This is a genomic window from Nisaea denitrificans DSM 18348, assembly GCF_000426505.1.
Classification (GTDB): Bacteria; Pseudomonadota; Alphaproteobacteria; order Thalassobaculales; family Thalassobaculaceae; genus Nisaea; species Nisaea denitrificans.
Genome location: NZ_KE384532.1, coordinates 201,706 through 216,732, shown reverse-complemented (window position 1 = coordinate 216,732; position 15,027 = coordinate 201,706). Strand labels below are relative to the sequence as shown.

Genomic DNA, 15,027 nt, shown 5'->3' with positions numbered 1-15,027 from the left:
CGTTTCAGCCCTTTGTTTTCGCCACTGGAGTACAGCCATGCCCTTGCCCGCCGAAACAGACTCTCTCGACGCCGTCCCGGAAGCGGCCCGCGCCTTCTATGTCGAAACGGACGATGGCCGTTACCGCCTCGATGCCGACGGCGTGGAAGATGTCTCCGGCCTGAAATCCGCACTGGAAAAGGAACGTGCCGCCCGGCGGGAGTTGAAAGCAGAACTCGACCGTCTGGGGAGCGAACAGCGCGCGGGACAGGAAGGCGAAGCGTCCCTAACCCAGGTAAAACTGGAAGCAGCGCTGATTGCCGCCGAGGCCCGCGCTGCGATCCATGCCGAGCACGGCATCGCCGAGCTGCTTCTGCCGGTCATCGTACCCCGGCTGATCCTGGCCGAGAGCGAGGCCGGTATCTCCGTAACGATCCGGGGCGAGGGCGATGCCCCGGCGGAGAACCCCGAAGACGGCACCCCGCTCACCCCGCGCGATCTGGTGCGCGAGTTGCAGGCCAGCCCGGTTTATGGCCGGGCCTTCGAGCTGCCCGCTCGTGGCGGCAGCGGTGCCCCCAGCCTTGGCCAGGCAGGCGGCAACGAGAATGTCATCGCGATGAGCGACCAGAACGCGCTCGACCGCAACATCGCCGCCATCGCCAGCGGCCGGGTGCGGGTCTCCCGCTAACACCAATCACTTAACGTTATGACCTGACATAACCGGCGGCCGGGATGGCCGGCGGCGCTTTGTGCTGCGCGCGGGCCGAGCGGCACGGCATCAACATGCCTTTTTCACACATCGAGGAGCCTTCGAAATGGCAAACGCCATGACCGAAATCATGCCGAAAATCCTGGCCCGCGGCCTGCTGGCCCTGCGCGAGCAGGCGATCATGCCCCGGCTGGTGAACGCGGACTATTCGAACGACGCCGCCCGCAAGGGCGACACGGTGGACGTGCCCCTGCCGAGCGCCATCACGGCAAGCGACGTCACCCCGTCCAACACCGCCCCGCAGCCGGACGACATCACTATCTCCAAGGTCCAGGTACCTCTCGACAAGTGGAAGAAGGCGGGCTTCTACCTCACGGATAAAGAGGTGATGGAGATCGACCGGAACGAGAATTTCGTGCCGATGCAGATGAGCGAGGCGATCCGGGCACTGGCCAATGCGGTCAATGCCTCCGTCCATGCCGAATATAAAGGCGTCTTCGGCCTTGTCGGCGGCGCGGGCGTGACGCCTTTCGGCTCCGACGTGTCCGACGCCACCTCCGCCCGGAAACTGCTGAACAAGCAGCTCGCCCCGCGCGGCGACCGGCGGGCCGTGCTGGATTTCGATGCCGAGGCCAACGCGCTGGCCTTGGCACCCTTCTCCGACGCGGAGAAAGTCGGCTCCGCCTCGGTGAAGATCGACGGTGAGATCGGCCGCAAGTTCGGCATTGAATGGTACGCCGATGACGGCGTGCTGACCCATGCCGCCGGTACCGCCAGCGACAGCGGCAGCTTTACCATCACCGCCAATGTAGCGAGCACCGGAGCGGCGAGCGTCAGCCTGAAATCCGACATCGGCAGCCCGACCCTGAAGGTGGGCGATATCGTCAGCTTCGCCGGACACGCCCAGAGCTACGCGGTGACAGCGGACACGGTGCTCGATGGCATCGGCGTCTCCGTTGCCATCAATCCTGCTCTGAAAGCGGACGTCGCCGCCGATGCGGCGGCAACCGTTACGCCGAGCCATGTGGTCAATCTGGCCTTTCACCGGGATGCCTTCGCGCTCGCCATGCGGCCGCTCAGTGCAGGCACCCAGGACCTCTCTCTCGGCAACCAGATCCTGTCCATGACCGATGCCGAGACGGGCATCTCGCTGCGACTGGAAATCTCCCGGCAATACAAACAGACCGTGTGGGAATTTGATGTGTTGTGGGGTGTGAAACTGGTGCGCCCGGAACTCGCCGTCCGCATCGCCGGCTAGCGCCTCCCCTGCCTTCACCACCTTCCCTGCGCCCGCCTGGCCCGGGTCTCCGTCCGCCGGAGCCCGGGCCATTTTTTTATTCAGCATTGCCAGACCGAAGGGGCCGTTCCATGTCCGAGCCTGAAGCCGACCTGCTGCCAACCGTCACGCTGCAGCACCGCTACGGCGAGCAGCGCCTGCTCGCGAACCGGGCGGATTACATCCACGAGAAAGACGGCCGGTTCCGCAACTGGCTGCTGTCGGACGACGATCCGGAAGTGCAACCCCCGCCCTGCCAATCCGCACCTTGCGAATCCGGACCGGCACCTGTCCTGGCCCTATCGGCACCACCCGTGCCTGTGCCTCCGCCCGCACCCGTTCTTTCCGGCAAACGGCGGCGCCGGGGGAGGCGGAAATGAGCCTCGCGGTCGGCGAAGACACCTATCTCACGGTCGCGGATGCGGATGCCTATTTCGCCGCCCGCAACGCGTCGGGATGGGCGGCGGCGCCGTCGGTCGCGCGGGAGGCGGCATTGTTGCAGGCCACCGCCTATATCGACGGCAGCTACGCCTTTCGGGGCCGCATCGCCGATCCGGGCCAGCCGTTGTCCTGGCCAAGGCGGGATGCGGTGGACAGCGAGGGCCGCACTCTTTCCGGCATCCCGCGCCGGGTCGAGCACGCCACCGCCGAGCTGGCGCTGATCGCGCTGGCCGGCGACCTGGCTCCGCCACTGGAAAGGGGCGGGAAGGTGCTGCGGGAAAAGGTCGGCCCGGTCGAGGTCGATTACATGCCCGACGCCGTGTCCGGCCGGTCCTACCCCTTGATCGATCTGCTGCTGAAGCCGCTGCTGCGGCCGGCCGCCAGCCATGAGGTGATACGCGCATGACCCCGTTCGGCTCTTCTCTCTCGGGCGTAGCCGCCCGTTTGATCACCCGCTACGGCGCCCCGATGGTGCTCAGCAAGACGGAAGCGGCCAGCTATGACCCGGCGACAGGAAACGTCACCGGAACGCCGTCCGACCATCCCCTGCTGGGCATCGTCGAAAGCGTCTCGGCGGCCTTTGTCGGCGGGCTGATGCAGAACGGCGACCTGCTGGTCACCGTCGCCGGAGAGGATCTGTCCGGCATCCGCCCCGCACCGGGCGACCTGCTCCGGATCGACGGTGCAGCGCATGACGTCGTCAATGTCACCACCATCGCCACCGGCACCGAGCCCCTGCTGTTCCGCCTGCTCGTCAGGCGCTAAGGAGAGAACTCATGTCCTTCACCAGTGCCCGGCGTGCGGTCGAGAGTTTTTTCGGCGCCAACTGGCTGCTCACACCGATCGCCTTCGAGAATGTCGCCTTCAGCCCGCCCGAGGACGGACGCTGGGTGAAACTGATGATCCTGCATGAGCAATCGGAGCAGGCCGCGCTCGGCAGCCCGGCCCTGCACCGCTACCGGGGCCGCATCATGATCTACTGCTTCACCCCGCTTGGCGGCGGCGCGCAACAGGCAACCGCCCTCGCCGATGCCGCCGCCGCCCTGTTCAACGGCGCACTGATCCCAGCTCACGTGCTGCTGCCGCCTGAAATCACCGCGGACGAGGATATCGACGGCGCCTACCGGGCCGCCGTGGCGATTCCGTTCTGGCGCGACGAAATCCATTGATCTTTCACCTCTACCCCAAACCTCACGCCCAAGGAGACCACCATGGCGGATTCAAGCCGCACGGAACTCGCCTATGCAAAGGAATCGCTCTGGGGATCGACCCCGGCCTCGGCCCTGACAAAACTTCGCTTCACCGGCGAGAGTCTCGGCTACACGATTGCCACCACCAGCTCGTCCGAAGTCCGGGCCGACCGTCAGGTCCCGGACCTGATCCAGACCGGCGCCTCCGCCTCGGGCGCTGTCAATCTGGAGCTTTCCTATGGCGCCTATGACACGCTGATCGAAAGCGCCCTGTTCTCCGTCTGGTCCACGCCGCTCGCCATCTCCGTCGCGGACGATATCGCGGCGGATGCGAGCGGCAGCGCTTTCACCAGTACCTCAACGGATTTCGTGGCGGCCGGGATCAAGGCGGGACAATGGGTCCGGGTCGGCGGCTTCGCGGCGAACAGCGGCGAGAATAACGGCCTCTACCAGGTCAGTGCCGTGACCGCGAACAGTCTCACCGTGTCCCCCGCTCCGCAGAATGACGAGGCTGCGACCGGGCTGACCGTCAGCCTGGACGGCTCGATGATCCGCAACGGCGTCTCGGAAACCGCGCTGACGCTGGAAAAGGCCTTTACCGATATCGGCCAGTATATCGCCTTCACCGGCATGGTCGCCGATACCATGGACCTGCAGATCCAGACCGGCCGGGTGCTGACCGGCAGCTTCGGCTTCATGGGCGCTTCCGCCTCCATCGGCAGCGCCACGGTCGGCACCGGCGCGGCCATTCCCGCCATGACCAACCCGGTGCTCAACGCCGTCAACAATATCGGCCAGGTGATGGAAGGCGGCGCCCCGCTCTCCGGTATCTTCCTGCAATCGCTCTCGATCTCGCTCGCCAACGGGCTGCGCGGGATCGGTGCGGTCGGCAGTCTCGGCAATGTCGATATCGGCACCGGCCGGTGCCAGGTGACGGGCCGGGCCAGCTTCTATTTCGCCGACGGCGCGCTCTACGAGAAATACCTGAACGGCACCCCGACCAGCCTGTCCTTCCGGGTCACGGACGCGGACGGCAACGCCTATGTCTTCACCCTTCCACGTGTCCGGCTGACCCGGGGCAGCATCGCCGCCGGCGGCCCGGACCAGGACGTGATGGCCGACTTCCAGTTCCAGGCGGTGCGCGATCCGGCCACCGGCGCGACCTTCCAGATCGACCGCATCGCCGCCTGACCCCAGACACAACCTAATCTCCAAAGGACAGATAATGGATCTCTCGAAATTCAAGGCCGACCGCACCGCTGAGGATGAAGGTGTCTGGGTTGCACTGGACGGCGACGACAGTGGCGCCCGGGTCAAGCTCGCCCGGATCGGCAACCGGCGCTATCGCGAGGCGATGCAGCGCCGGATGAAGCCTTTCCGCCGGGCCCTGCGTGCAGGCACGCTGGAGGAAGCGACGGCGGAACGGGTGACCGCCGAAGTGCTGGCGGAAACCGTGCTGCTCGACTGGCAGGATCTCGCCCTGGACGGCGCAGCGCTTGCCTATTCGCCGGACCGGGCGCGCGAACTCCTGCTCGACCCGGCACTGCGCGACTTCCGCGATCTCATCGTCGAGATGGCGACCGATATCGAGCTCTACCGTCAGCAGGATCAGGAGGAGGCGGAAAAAAACTTGCCGCCTTCGTCCGCTGGCAAGTCGCCTGGGGCGGGCGGCAAGACTTCCTGAGTCTTCTCGCCGAGCAAAGCGGCACAGCGCCATCGGCCCTCAGCGAGAAACCGGAGCTGTTTCCGGATCTTGAGCGGGTGGCCCACGCTTTCGCCTTGCTGACGCGCGGACGCCCGCTTGTGTCCACGCCGTTCGGAACGGCGGAAGGGGCCATCCCGCTGGCCGAGATCGCCGCCTATTGCGGGCTCTTCGGCATCACGGACCCGGACGAGTTCGTGCCCCTGCTCCGCACCATGGACGAGGCCTATCTCCGCACCCGCGCGGAGCAGGCTCCCCCGCACACCAACAAGAAGGACTGATCCGCCATGCCGATCCGCCGCCTGCCCGAGGACGGTGCCGCCGCCGGTATCTACACCCTGCTGGAGGCCATTGACACCATGCCGCCGGTGCTCAGCCGCGCGGAATCAGCCTTCGACCGGCTGGCCGATAGCGTCACTGGCGCTCTCGACCGGATCGGCGCAGCGCTCGACATGTTCGAACGCCGGAGCCTGACGCCGCCCACTCCTGGGGTGCAAAATCCGAGCATTCAGAATGCCGCCTTCACCTCCATCGACGCCGATCTTCTCTCCCTCGGCGAAGACCGGCTTCATCTGGAAGACCTGATTACGGAGTCCATGGTCGAGCAACTGACCGCGTCGGAGAACATCGCATCCGCCCAGGAAGATGCCGCCCGGCGCAGCGACGCGGCATGGGGTACGCTCTCCGATGATATCGCCCAAGATTTCGACCGGGCCTTTGCCGGTATTTCAGAGAACGGTGCCGAGGCCTTCTCCTCCATCTGGCAAAACATGGCATCCGGCCTCGACCAGACCCTCTCCGCAATAGACTGGGACGGTATCCTTGGCGACGGCGCGGGCAGTCTGGCATCCGCAGCCTCCAGCATTCTCGGCTCTCTCGGAGGCGGCGGCGGCGGTTTTTCCGGACTGTTCGAGCTCGGCGGCTCTCTGCTGTCCAGCTTTTTGCCTGGAATGGGCGGCGCGGGTGCGGGCGGCTCCCTCCTCTCCGGCAGTGCAGGCTCGCTTGGCAGCATGGCTTCACTTGGCAGTGCAGGCACGATCGGTGCCATCGCCGCCGTTGCAGCCCTGGGCTTGAACGAGCTTTTCAAGGACAAGGACTATCCCTTCGCCAAAGCCGTGATCGGCATCGAGGGCGGCACCCCAACCGCTGAAAGCTCCTTTGAGCTTGATGACGGGCCGCTGGACGATCTGCTGCAATTGCAGGACCGGGTTCTGACGGCGCTGGATGCAATGACGGACCGGCTCGGAGTCGCCTTTTCAGGCAACGCCGCCAACTTCCTGCAGATCGGCTATTCCAGCGGCCGGAAATCCAACCTGCCAACCGGCTATTTCGTTGGCGGTCTGGAGACCACCGGCGATTTTGCCACCGGCGCCGACCTCAGCGGCATCGAGGATGAAGAGGAGCTGATCGCCCGCGCTATCGAGCTGTCCTTCGCCAAAGCAGTGCGGGACGGCAATCTGACCGGGCTGTCGGACGATCCCGGGGCGGACTCTCGCAGCCAGAAGACTTTCGAAGCCGGTATCGAAAAACTGCTCGCGGCACCGTTCGAAAGCCTCGAGACCTCTTTGCGCCGTATCGATTTCCTCGCCAGCTTCGAGGAGACCGTCGCGCTCTTCAGGGATGGTACCGAAAGTGTCGATGCCTATACCCGCTCCCTGCAGGCCCAGCGTGCCGCAATTGAGGCCGTCGGTCGGGCCGCTGCGGGCGATGCGTTCGCGCCTATCCGGTCGTTCATGGAAGATGCGGCCCTGCTGTTCGGCGGCGACGAAGAGCCGGACGCAGCGGCGGATCTCCGCCTTGACCAGGCAGGCAGCGCCGTCCGGGGCATGGCCCGTGATCTGCTCGACACGCTCTCGCTAACTGGCACTGCGGCGCCGCTCGAGGGCTTTGCCTTGCTGTATGAACAGCAGGCCGCCCAGATCACCGCCCTGGTTCCGGCTCTGGAAGCTCTCAATCAGGAACTGGAAGCGCTCGGGCTTGAAACCATTGATGTCGCCGCCGAGATCAATGCCGCCAACGACGCACTGACCTCGGAAGTCCGGACCCTTTTCCTGCAAGAACTCAATGCCGGGCTCTCTCCTGAAAGGGCGGCCGCGCAACAGGTCCTGGATGAAAGGGACAGCCTGCTGCAACAGGCCGAACAGATCGGCTTCGGCCAGGATCAGGAGGTCCTCGGGCAGATCGAGGCAAACTTCACCGCGCAACTCGACCGGATTGGATTTGCGTTCAGCGAAAGCGGCGATCTGGTCCAGACCTTTGCCGATAGTATCGAGGCGGCGACCGTTGGGCTCGACCGGCAGATCGCGGCGCAGGAAAACTCCGTCGGAGAGTTCGTCCGCCTGGCGGAGAACCTTGCCGCCACCCGGCAGGATCTGGCTCTCGACAGCTCCCTCTCGCCACAATCGCCGCTGGACCGGCTGGCACAGGCGAGGACCGGGTTCGAAGAACTCGCCACCACCTCCGCCGATGGCGATCTTGAGGCGCGGGAGGATCTGGCGGCCAGCGCCCGCACCTATCTGACACTGGCACGGGAAGTTCATGCTTCCAGCCAGGCCTATACCGACATCTTCTATCAGGTCGATGCAGTGCTCGCCTCCGCGCTGCATGATACGGAAGCCCAGGTCACGGCGGCCGAACGCCAGCTGGACGTGCTGATCGAAATCCGCGACCGGCTCGGCCCGCCGAGCGCCACGGGCGGCGCTTTGGAATTCCGGGCGGACAGTGACGGACAATACCTGTCCGAAAGCGGCGGTCCGGTTGGGGCCGGATACGATCTTGGCTACAACCCGGAACGCGCCATAGCCATCCTGACGGCGCTGGATGCCGCCGGGCTGCCCCTGCCGAGCGGGTTCGGTGAAGGCCAGCTCTCGCGGCTGCGGGCTGACAATCAGGCCGTGAACGCGGTGGTTACCGCCATGGGCTTCGCCACCGGCGGGATCATGACCGCGAACGGCCCGGCCCAGACCGCACCGTACGATGGCGGCATAACCAGCGACGTGTCCGTCGCCCTGTTCGGTGAAGGCAGCCAGCCGGAAGCCTATGTGCCCCTGCCGGACGGACGCTCCATTCCCGTCACGCTCAGTCTGCCCGCCAACGACGATAGCGGCGGCAGCGGTGAGACGCGGGACGCTCTGCGCCTGCAACGGGCTGACAGCCGCGAGCTTGTGCAGGAGATGAAGCGTCTGAACAGAGAGGTCGCCGCATTGCGGGACGACAACGAACGGCTCAACCGCGTGCTTGGCCGGGCCTTCTCGCGCCAAACAGCCTGAAGGAGCAAGCATGTCCCTCTATGACGCGTTGATCGCCGATCCCTTTTCGATCCGGCGTTATCTGGCCATCCTGGAGCCGTATGACCCGGAGACCGAAACCACTGTTCCGCTCTACCTGAGCGACCACGGCTTCACCACGGAACCGGACGAGGTGCCGGGCAACCAGTATTTCGACGCCCGGTTGCTCTCCGCCATCAGTTTCGAACGCCACCTCTATCGCAGCGGTCAGCTTGAGGGCCGGTCGGTGCCGGGCTTCGGCACGCTCGACATCAACAATGCGGATGGCGCACTCGATGATTGGCGCAGCTTCGCGTTCGATGGCCGCCGGGTCCGGCTTCTGCTCGGCGGCGACCGGTTCCGCCTCGCCGACTACCGAGCTGTGTTCGACGGCACAGCAGAGCGTATCGAATTCGATGACGACCGGATCCGCCTGCATCTCCGCGATCTGCAGGTGCTGTTCGAGCGGCCGTTGCAGCAGACCCTCTATCTGGGCACGGGCGGAAGCGAGGGTGATGCCGGACTGAAAGGCCGCCCGAAGCCGCTGTGCTATGGGCGCTGCTTCCATGTACCGGCGGTGCTGGTGGATGCCGCCGCCCTGACCTATCAGGTGCATGACGGCCAGATCTCCGGGATCGACGCCGTATTCGACAGCGGTCTGGCCTTGACCGCCGGGACTGAACCTCCGGCGCCGTCGCATTATGCCGTGGACCTCGTCGCCGGCACCTTCCGGCTTGGCAGCGCGCCGAACGGTCCGGTCACGGCCCATGTTCATGGCGATGCGACGGGCGGCGCCTATGCCGAAGACGCGGCCAGCCTGATGCTGCGTATCGCCATGCGTGCCTCCGGGCTGACGCTCATCGACTGGACGGCTTTCGCGGACCTTACCCTCGCCGCCCCCATGGCCACCGGTTTCTTCGCCGGACAGGAGACCGGCATGCTGTCCGCTCTCGACAGTCTTGCGGACAGTATCGGTGCCCATTTCGGTTTCGACCGGCAGGGACAGTTCACCGTCGGCAGGCTGACGGAACCGGCGGAAACCGCGACGGAAAGTTTCGACGACAGCGCCATCGTCAGCCTTGAACGCGAGCCGTCCGCCTTGCCCCTCTGGCGCCAGAAACTCGGTTACGCCCGCTATTGGCGCCCGCTTTCGGACGGGGAAAGCGCGGCCGGTCTCGGTGCGGAAGCGCGGAGCGATCTGGCTGAGTCCCACCGCTATGCGGACTCCTCGGACCCGGCCATCCAGATCCGGCACAAACTCGCCGGCGACATTCAGAAAGACGGATTGCTGGCAACAGAACCGGACGCTGCCACGGAAGCGGCCCGGCGCCTCGCCCTTTTCGGCACGGCGCGCGACCTCTTCAGGGTCCGGGTAAAAACCCGGCCCTACAGCCTCACCCTCGGCAGCACCATCCGGATCACCTATCCCCGCCACGGGCTGACCGGGGGACGCAATCTGGTGCTGGCCGGACTGTCCGAAGACAGCGCTTTCGACGAAGCCGAACTCACCCTCTGGGGATAGCAACCGATGAGCAACATGCTGATCGTCTACCGGAACTATCTGGACGCGGCGGCCCTTTCCGGCGGGGACTGGAGCAGCGGTCTGCCGCTGGACAATCTCGCCCACCCGCATCCGAGCCGGGTCGCCCGGTCCACCGACACCGATCCGGCGTCATCCTGGTTCGAGGTGGATTTCGGCGCACAGCGTCCCGTCAGTTTCGCCGGTATTCTGAACCACAATCTGAGCCAACGCGGCACCTGGCGGGTACGGCTGTTCAATACCTCACTGGAACAACCGGAACTCGACACCGGCGCCGTGCCGATCTGGCCCCGCGTGGTGCCGTTCGGCACCGGGCACTGGGGTGAATTCCAATGGGGCGGCCATCTCGATACCGCGACGGCGGAGACTTACGGCATCGGGTCCTACGCCATCCTGCCCGCGGCGCGGCGCGTGCGTTATGTACGCGTGGATCTCGAGGACCCGGACAATCCCGCCGGCTATCTGCAAGCGGGACGCGCCTTGCTGGCACCGGCATGGACGCCCAGCGTGAACCTGCAATATGGCTGGAGCATCGAGCAGGTGGACGAAAGCCGGATCGTCAAGTCGCGCGGCGGTCAGGCCTATTTCGACGGCAAACCGAAATACCGCCGCCTGCGCTTCCGGATTGAACATCTGGATATCGACGAGATGCTGGCCAACGCCTACGAGCTGGAACGGCTGAAAGGCACCGGCGGCGACATCCTGGCGATGGTCGATCCGGACGACACCGCCCACCTGCATCGGCGCACGGTCTATGGCCGGATCGCTGAGACCACCCCGATCGTGAACGATTTCAACGCGCGCTATTCCAAGGAATTCGTCATAGAGGAGCTGTACTGATGACTTGGTCCGTGACCATCGGCGACCGCACTTTCACCGACGCCAATCTGGACGGCAACGCCTACGCCGAGGAAGAATCCGGCTTCCCCGCCATCGTCCGCGCGGTTGCCGAGGAAACCGCTGTGCTGAAGGGCATGGCCGGGCTTTCCGCTTCCCCGCTCACCCCCGCGACCGGCCCCGTCACCTTCACCCTGCTGGCCACTCCGCCGCCCGGCTGGAAGACCGGACAGGTGTTGCGGGTCACCAGTGCAAGCGAGGCGACGCACCTCATGGCCGGCACGATCACAACGCTCGATGGCACGGCCCTGACCATGGAGGTCAGCTTTGCCGAAGGCGCTACCGAACGGAGCGACTGGGTGCTGAGCTACCCGCTCTTCACCGCCTTCCTCGAACGCGCGGGCGGGACAATAACCGGAGCCCTGAAGATCGACGGCCATTCTCCGGCCCTGAACGCCCCGCCCGGCCAATATCTTAACCTCCGGATGATGCGGGATGATCTGCCGCATCTGGATTTCGGCCTCGACGATACCCCCCTGTCGGATACGGCAGGCGGCAGCCTGATCTTCCTGCACACCTTCGACAATAGCGGTGCCTGGACAGGCCGGCCTTTGGAGATCAACCGGGCAACCGGCGAGATCAAGACCATGGGCCTGAATCTTCAGGGCTATGCGCTGGCCGACGGGAACCTGCGCGGCACCCGGATGAGCATCGAAGACCTCGGAGAAATCGGCACCGGGACAGTGTCCATCGATGCGGCACGCTGGAATGCGCTTGCCGTCACCCTGACCGGAAATGTCGGTTTCGATTTCGCGGCACTCGGCCTCGGCTTCGAATACACGCGAAGATTTCTCATCACCCAGGGCGGCGCCGGAGGGTTCGTGCCGTCATGGACCCTCGGCGGCAGCGCAGGTGGAGTCAAACGCATCGGCGGGATCCCGAACTATGCAGGCCAGGCGCCGGGCGTTGTGACCCGTGTCACCGCCGAGGTCTGGGGCAACCAGCTCCGGCTCTGGGAAGCGGAAGAGAGCCCGTAGTTCCACAGGCGCCGCCTATTCGATTTTCCCACAAGATGAGGAGTTGCCTATGCATGTCAGATCGATGCTGGCTGTCGTGAGTCTGCTGACGGCAGTGCCGGGATGTGCGGACCCCAATGCCGCTGCGGAGATTGAAATCCGCAGAACCAATGCCCTCGCCGCCATCCGCGCCGTGCACGACGGATATTGCGCCCTATCCCCCGCAGTCCGGGCACGGTTGCGGGATGCCGGGGAGATCGATCCCGCGCTGGATAGCTGTACCACCCCACCCGAAACCAATCCTCAGGAGACAAAGTGATGACCTTCAACACAAGCTGGCTACTGGACCGTTTGGGTGAACGAAGCACCTGGATCGGCCTGACAGGATTTCTCACCGCCACCGGAGTGTCTCTGGAGCCGGAGATCGGCGAGGCGATCGGGGCCCTCGGCATCGCCCTCGCCAGCCTGATCGCCATGCTTACGAGAGACCGCTAGGTCGGTAAAGGGAGTGCCCCATGGACCAGGACGATGCCCGCCGCGTGGTGCGGGCGACGCTGACTGAACTCGGCCTCGACGTCACCTCGCCGGAGCGGGTGATCCAGGCGCAGCACGATTTTGCCTACCTGCGCCATCAGCGGAATCTATCGGAGAAAATCGGCGTCGGTGTCCGGCTGATGGTGCTGACCAGCATCATCAGCGCCGGGCTCGCCACCATCTGGCTCGGTATCCGGCACTCCCTGCTCCTGAAGTAGACGGGCAGGCTCATACCGTGTGAGGTCTTGCTAGGGTTTCAGCAAGACCCGCTCGGCCAGATCGAGGCGCTCCGACGCTCCGGTGATATGGCCGACGATCATGCCGAAAGGCCCTTCCGATTCCAGGCGCACCGGTATCCAGGAGCCGTCTTCCGTCAGCCGGGCGACCCAGAGCCGTGTCACGGCATCTGTCTTGTCCTCGCCGAACCAGGGCTTCTTGTACCCTCCGGCCAGCGTCTCGTATGCCACCTCGCACCGTTCAGCCCGGCCGTCGAAAACGCTGTAGTCCGTCTTCTTCAAAACATCTGAGCCAGCGTGGGACAAACGGAAATCCGTCCGGGTGCGGCCATTGAAGACCCGCAATTCTTCCTGGCATGGATTGACCTTGGACGTCAGAGCCAGCGAGACAACGGCCGCATAGGGATCGATCGTGCCCAGTTGCAGATCTTCCGGCACCGCATCCCGCTTTTCCGGATCGCGCGGCGGGTGCATGGAGACTGACGGCGCCGCACCGTCACGGGCCGTGAGCGTTATGCGGCGAGGCTTGCCGTCAAAAGTTCCATTGCTGCGATATGTCTCGGGTTTAATGCCACTGCCTGTCACCAGACCAGTGCCTTCGCTGGTCACCTCGATCGGAAAGAAGAAGTCGAGGATGCCGAGGGAACGGGCGTTGGTCGTGACCCGGTAGGCCGAGCGGTCGACTGCGATTTTTGAATCGAACGCGGCGACGGAGAAGCCGCCGAAATAGATCGTATAGGAGAGATCAAGCTCGCGTGCATCGGCTTTTGAAGCCAATAGAGCGCCGCCGATCAGTCCTAAAAAAAGCCACCGCATGCCCCGCCCTCATGTGCGTGTTTGCGTATGGCTTTAAATAAGGGAACGCGGCGGCGGATCAAGTGCCGCCGCCGCGTGCATGCTGTTTTTAGTAGCGGTAGGCCTCGGGCTTGAACGGGCCTTCCTGCGTCACGCCGATATAGGAAGCCTGCTCTTTGGAGAGCTGGGAAAGCATCGCGCCGACCTTCTTCAGGTGCAGAGCGGCAACCTTCTCGTCCAGTTTCTTCGGCAGCACGTAAACCTGCTTTTCGTATTCGCCGGCATTGTTCCAGAGTTCTATCTGCGCGAGCGTCTGGTTGGTAAAGGAGGCGCTCATCACGAAGCTCGGGTGGCCGGTGGCGCAGCCGAGGTTAACCAGGCGGCCTTCGGCCAGCAGGATGATCCGCTTGCCATCCGGGAATTCGACTTCGTCAACCTGCGGCTTCACATTGTGCCAGGTCAGGTTACGCAGCGGCTCGACCTGAATTTCGTTATCGAAATGGCCGATGTTGCAGACGATGGCGCGGTCCTTCATGACCCGCATATGGTCCATCGTGAGGATGTCCTTGTTGCCGGTCGCGGTGACGAAGATGTCGCCACGCGGCGCGGCCTCTTCCATCGTCACGACTTCGTAGCCTTCCATCGCCGCCTGCAGGGCGCAGATCGGGTCGATCTCGGTGACCAGCACCCGGGCACCGCCGTTGCGCAGGCTGGCGGCCGAGCCCTTGCCGACATCGCCGTAACCGGCGACGACCGCGACCTTGCCCGACAGCATGACGTCGGTTGCCCGGCGAATGCCGTCGGTCAGGCTTTCGCGGCAGCCATAAAGGTTGTCGAACTTGGACTTGGTGACACTGTCATTGACGTTGATCGCCGGAACCTTGAGCGTTCCCGCCTTCGCCATCTCATAGAGGCGGTGCACGCCGGTCGTGGTCTCTTCCGACACGCCGCGGACATCGTCCATCAACTCCGGATAATCCTCGTGCATCATGATCGTCAGATCGCCGCCGTCATCCAGCAACATGTTCGGAGCCCAGCCGTCCGGACCCTTGATGGTCTGGCGCAGGCACCACTCGTACTCTTCCTCGGTCTCGCCCTTCCAGGCAAAGACCGGGATGCCGGCGGCCGCAATAGCGGCTGCGGCCTGGTCCTGAGTGGAGAAGATGTTGCAGGAGCTCCAGCGGATGTCGGCGCCGAGATCGACAAGGGTCTCGATCAGCACGGCCGTCTGGATGGTCATGTGCAGGCAACCGGTGATACGCGCGCCGGCCAGCGGCTTCTTGCCGGCATTTTCCTCGCGCAGCGCCATCAGGCCCGGCATTTCGGTTTCGGCGATCGCGATTTCGCGGCGGCCCCATTCGGCGAGCGAAATATCGGCAACTTTGTAGTCGGTGAAAGCGGCGTCAGCCATGCGGCAGCTCCTTGCACTTTTTCTATCCGGCGTCACTGCCGGTACCCGGTCGCACTGGGCTATATCAGTCCGGGAAAATAGGGGCAAGCAGGCAA

General features: G+C 64.7%; 18 protein-coding genes. 16 read left to right on the top strand and 2 right to left on the bottom strand.

Going from position 1 to position 15,027, the window contains the following annotated elements; translation table 11 throughout:
- Positions 1-37: 37 nt before the first annotated feature.
- The 16 genes from K328_RS26165 to K328_RS0120795 all read left to right on the top strand — a co-directional run bounded on the left by K328_RS26165 (position 38) and on the right by K328_RS0120795 (position 12,708).
- A complete protein-coding gene (locus K328_RS26165; protein ID WP_028467624.1) occupies positions 38-667 on the top strand; it encodes a hypothetical protein in 630 nt (209 codons plus the stop codon).
- 127 nt (positions 668-794) lie between these two features.
- On the top strand, positions 795-1,946 hold the full coding sequence (locus K328_RS0120865) for a major capsid protein (RefSeq protein ID WP_028467623.1): 1,152 nt from the start codon (positions 795-797) through the stop codon (positions 1,944-1,946).
- Positions 1,947-2,056: 110 nt separating this feature from the next.
- The gene (locus K328_RS0120860; protein WP_028467622.1) at positions 2,057-2,344 is read left to right on the top strand and encodes a hypothetical protein; all 288 of its coding nucleotides are present in this window, start codon (positions 2,057-2,059) and stop codon (positions 2,342-2,344) included.
- A complete protein-coding gene (locus K328_RS25250; RefSeq protein ID WP_051285326.1) occupies positions 2,341-2,811 on the top strand; it encodes a DnaT-like ssDNA-binding protein in 471 nt (156 codons plus the stop codon). Before K328_RS0120860 ends, K328_RS25250 begins: the two co-directional genes overlap by 4 nt.
- A complete protein-coding gene (locus tag K328_RS0120850; protein WP_028467621.1) occupies positions 2,808-3,170 on the top strand; it encodes a hypothetical protein in 363 nt (120 codons plus the stop codon). Before K328_RS25250 ends, K328_RS0120850 begins: the two co-directional genes overlap by 4 nt.
- Before the next feature lie 11 nt (positions 3,171-3,181).
- Positions 3,182-3,574, top strand: a complete 393-nt coding sequence (locus tag K328_RS25245) for a phage tail terminator-like protein (protein WP_036555285.1) — start codon at positions 3,182-3,184, stop codon at positions 3,572-3,574.
- Between the two features lie 42 nt (positions 3,575-3,616).
- Positions 3,617-4,786: a phage tail tube protein gene (locus K328_RS0120840; protein ID WP_028467620.1), complete on the top strand. Its 1,170-nt coding sequence runs from the start codon at positions 3,617-3,619 to the stop codon at positions 4,784-4,786.
- A gap of 34 nt (positions 4,787-4,820) precedes the next feature.
- Positions 4,821-5,279 (top strand): hypothetical protein, encoded by a 459-nt coding sequence (locus tag K328_RS25240; protein WP_051285324.1) that lies wholly within the window; start codon positions 4,821-4,823, stop codon positions 5,277-5,279.
- Positions 5,276-5,578 carry a phage tail assembly chaperone gene (locus K328_RS0120830; protein WP_425411532.1) on the top strand — a complete coding sequence of 101 codons (303 nt, stop codon included), beginning with the start codon at positions 5,276-5,278 and terminating at the stop codon, positions 5,576-5,578. Before K328_RS25240 ends, K328_RS0120830 begins: the two co-directional genes overlap by 4 nt.
- 6 nt (positions 5,579-5,584) lie before the next feature.
- Positions 5,585-8,566, top strand: coding sequence for a coiled-coil domain-containing protein (locus K328_RS0120825; protein WP_028467618.1), 2,982 nt, complete (start codon positions 5,585-5,587; stop codon positions 8,564-8,566).
- A gap of 10 nt (positions 8,567-8,576) precedes the next feature.
- Positions 8,577-10,085 carry a hypothetical protein gene (locus K328_RS0120820; RefSeq protein WP_028467617.1) on the top strand — a complete coding sequence of 503 codons (1,509 nt, stop codon included), beginning with the start codon at positions 8,577-8,579 and terminating at the stop codon, positions 10,083-10,085.
- 6 nt (positions 10,086-10,091) lie between these two features.
- A complete protein-coding gene (locus tag K328_RS0120815) occupies positions 10,092-10,943 on the top strand; it encodes a hypothetical protein (protein ID WP_028467616.1) in 852 nt (283 codons plus the stop codon).
- Complete coding sequence (locus tag K328_RS0120810) at positions 10,943-11,977, top strand: hypothetical protein (RefSeq protein ID WP_028467615.1); 1,035 nt, start codon at positions 10,943-10,945, stop codon at positions 11,975-11,977. The genes K328_RS0120815 and K328_RS0120810 overlap by 1 nt, the downstream gene beginning before the upstream one ends.
- Before the next feature lie 49 nt (positions 11,978-12,026).
- Positions 12,027-12,275: a hypothetical protein gene (locus tag K328_RS0120805; RefSeq protein WP_028467614.1), complete on the top strand. Its 249-nt coding sequence runs from the start codon at positions 12,027-12,029 to the stop codon at positions 12,273-12,275.
- Positions 12,275-12,451: a hypothetical protein gene (locus K328_RS26890; protein ID WP_169721253.1), complete on the top strand. Its 177-nt coding sequence runs from the start codon at positions 12,275-12,277 to the stop codon at positions 12,449-12,451. Before K328_RS0120805 ends, K328_RS26890 begins: the two co-directional genes overlap by 1 nt.
- A gap of 20 nt (positions 12,452-12,471) precedes the next feature.
- Complete coding sequence (locus K328_RS0120795; RefSeq protein WP_028467612.1) at positions 12,472-12,708, top strand: hypothetical protein; 237 nt, start codon at positions 12,472-12,474, stop codon at positions 12,706-12,708.
- Positions 12,709-12,738: 30 nt separating this feature from the next.
- On the opposite strand, the gene K328_RS0120790 is transcribed toward K328_RS0120795, so the two are convergent.
- Together K328_RS0120790 and ahcY are read right to left on the bottom strand one after the other, a co-directional pair.
- Complete coding sequence (locus tag K328_RS0120790; RefSeq protein WP_028467611.1) at positions 12,739-13,542, bottom strand: DUF3108 domain-containing protein; 804 nt, start codon at positions 13,540-13,542, stop codon at positions 12,739-12,741.
- A gap of 88 nt (positions 13,543-13,630) precedes the next feature.
- A complete protein-coding gene (gene ahcY / locus K328_RS0120785; protein ID WP_028467610.1) occupies positions 13,631-14,932 on the bottom strand; it encodes an adenosylhomocysteinase in 1,302 nt (433 codons plus the stop codon).
- Positions 14,933-15,027 lie beyond the last annotated feature (95 nt).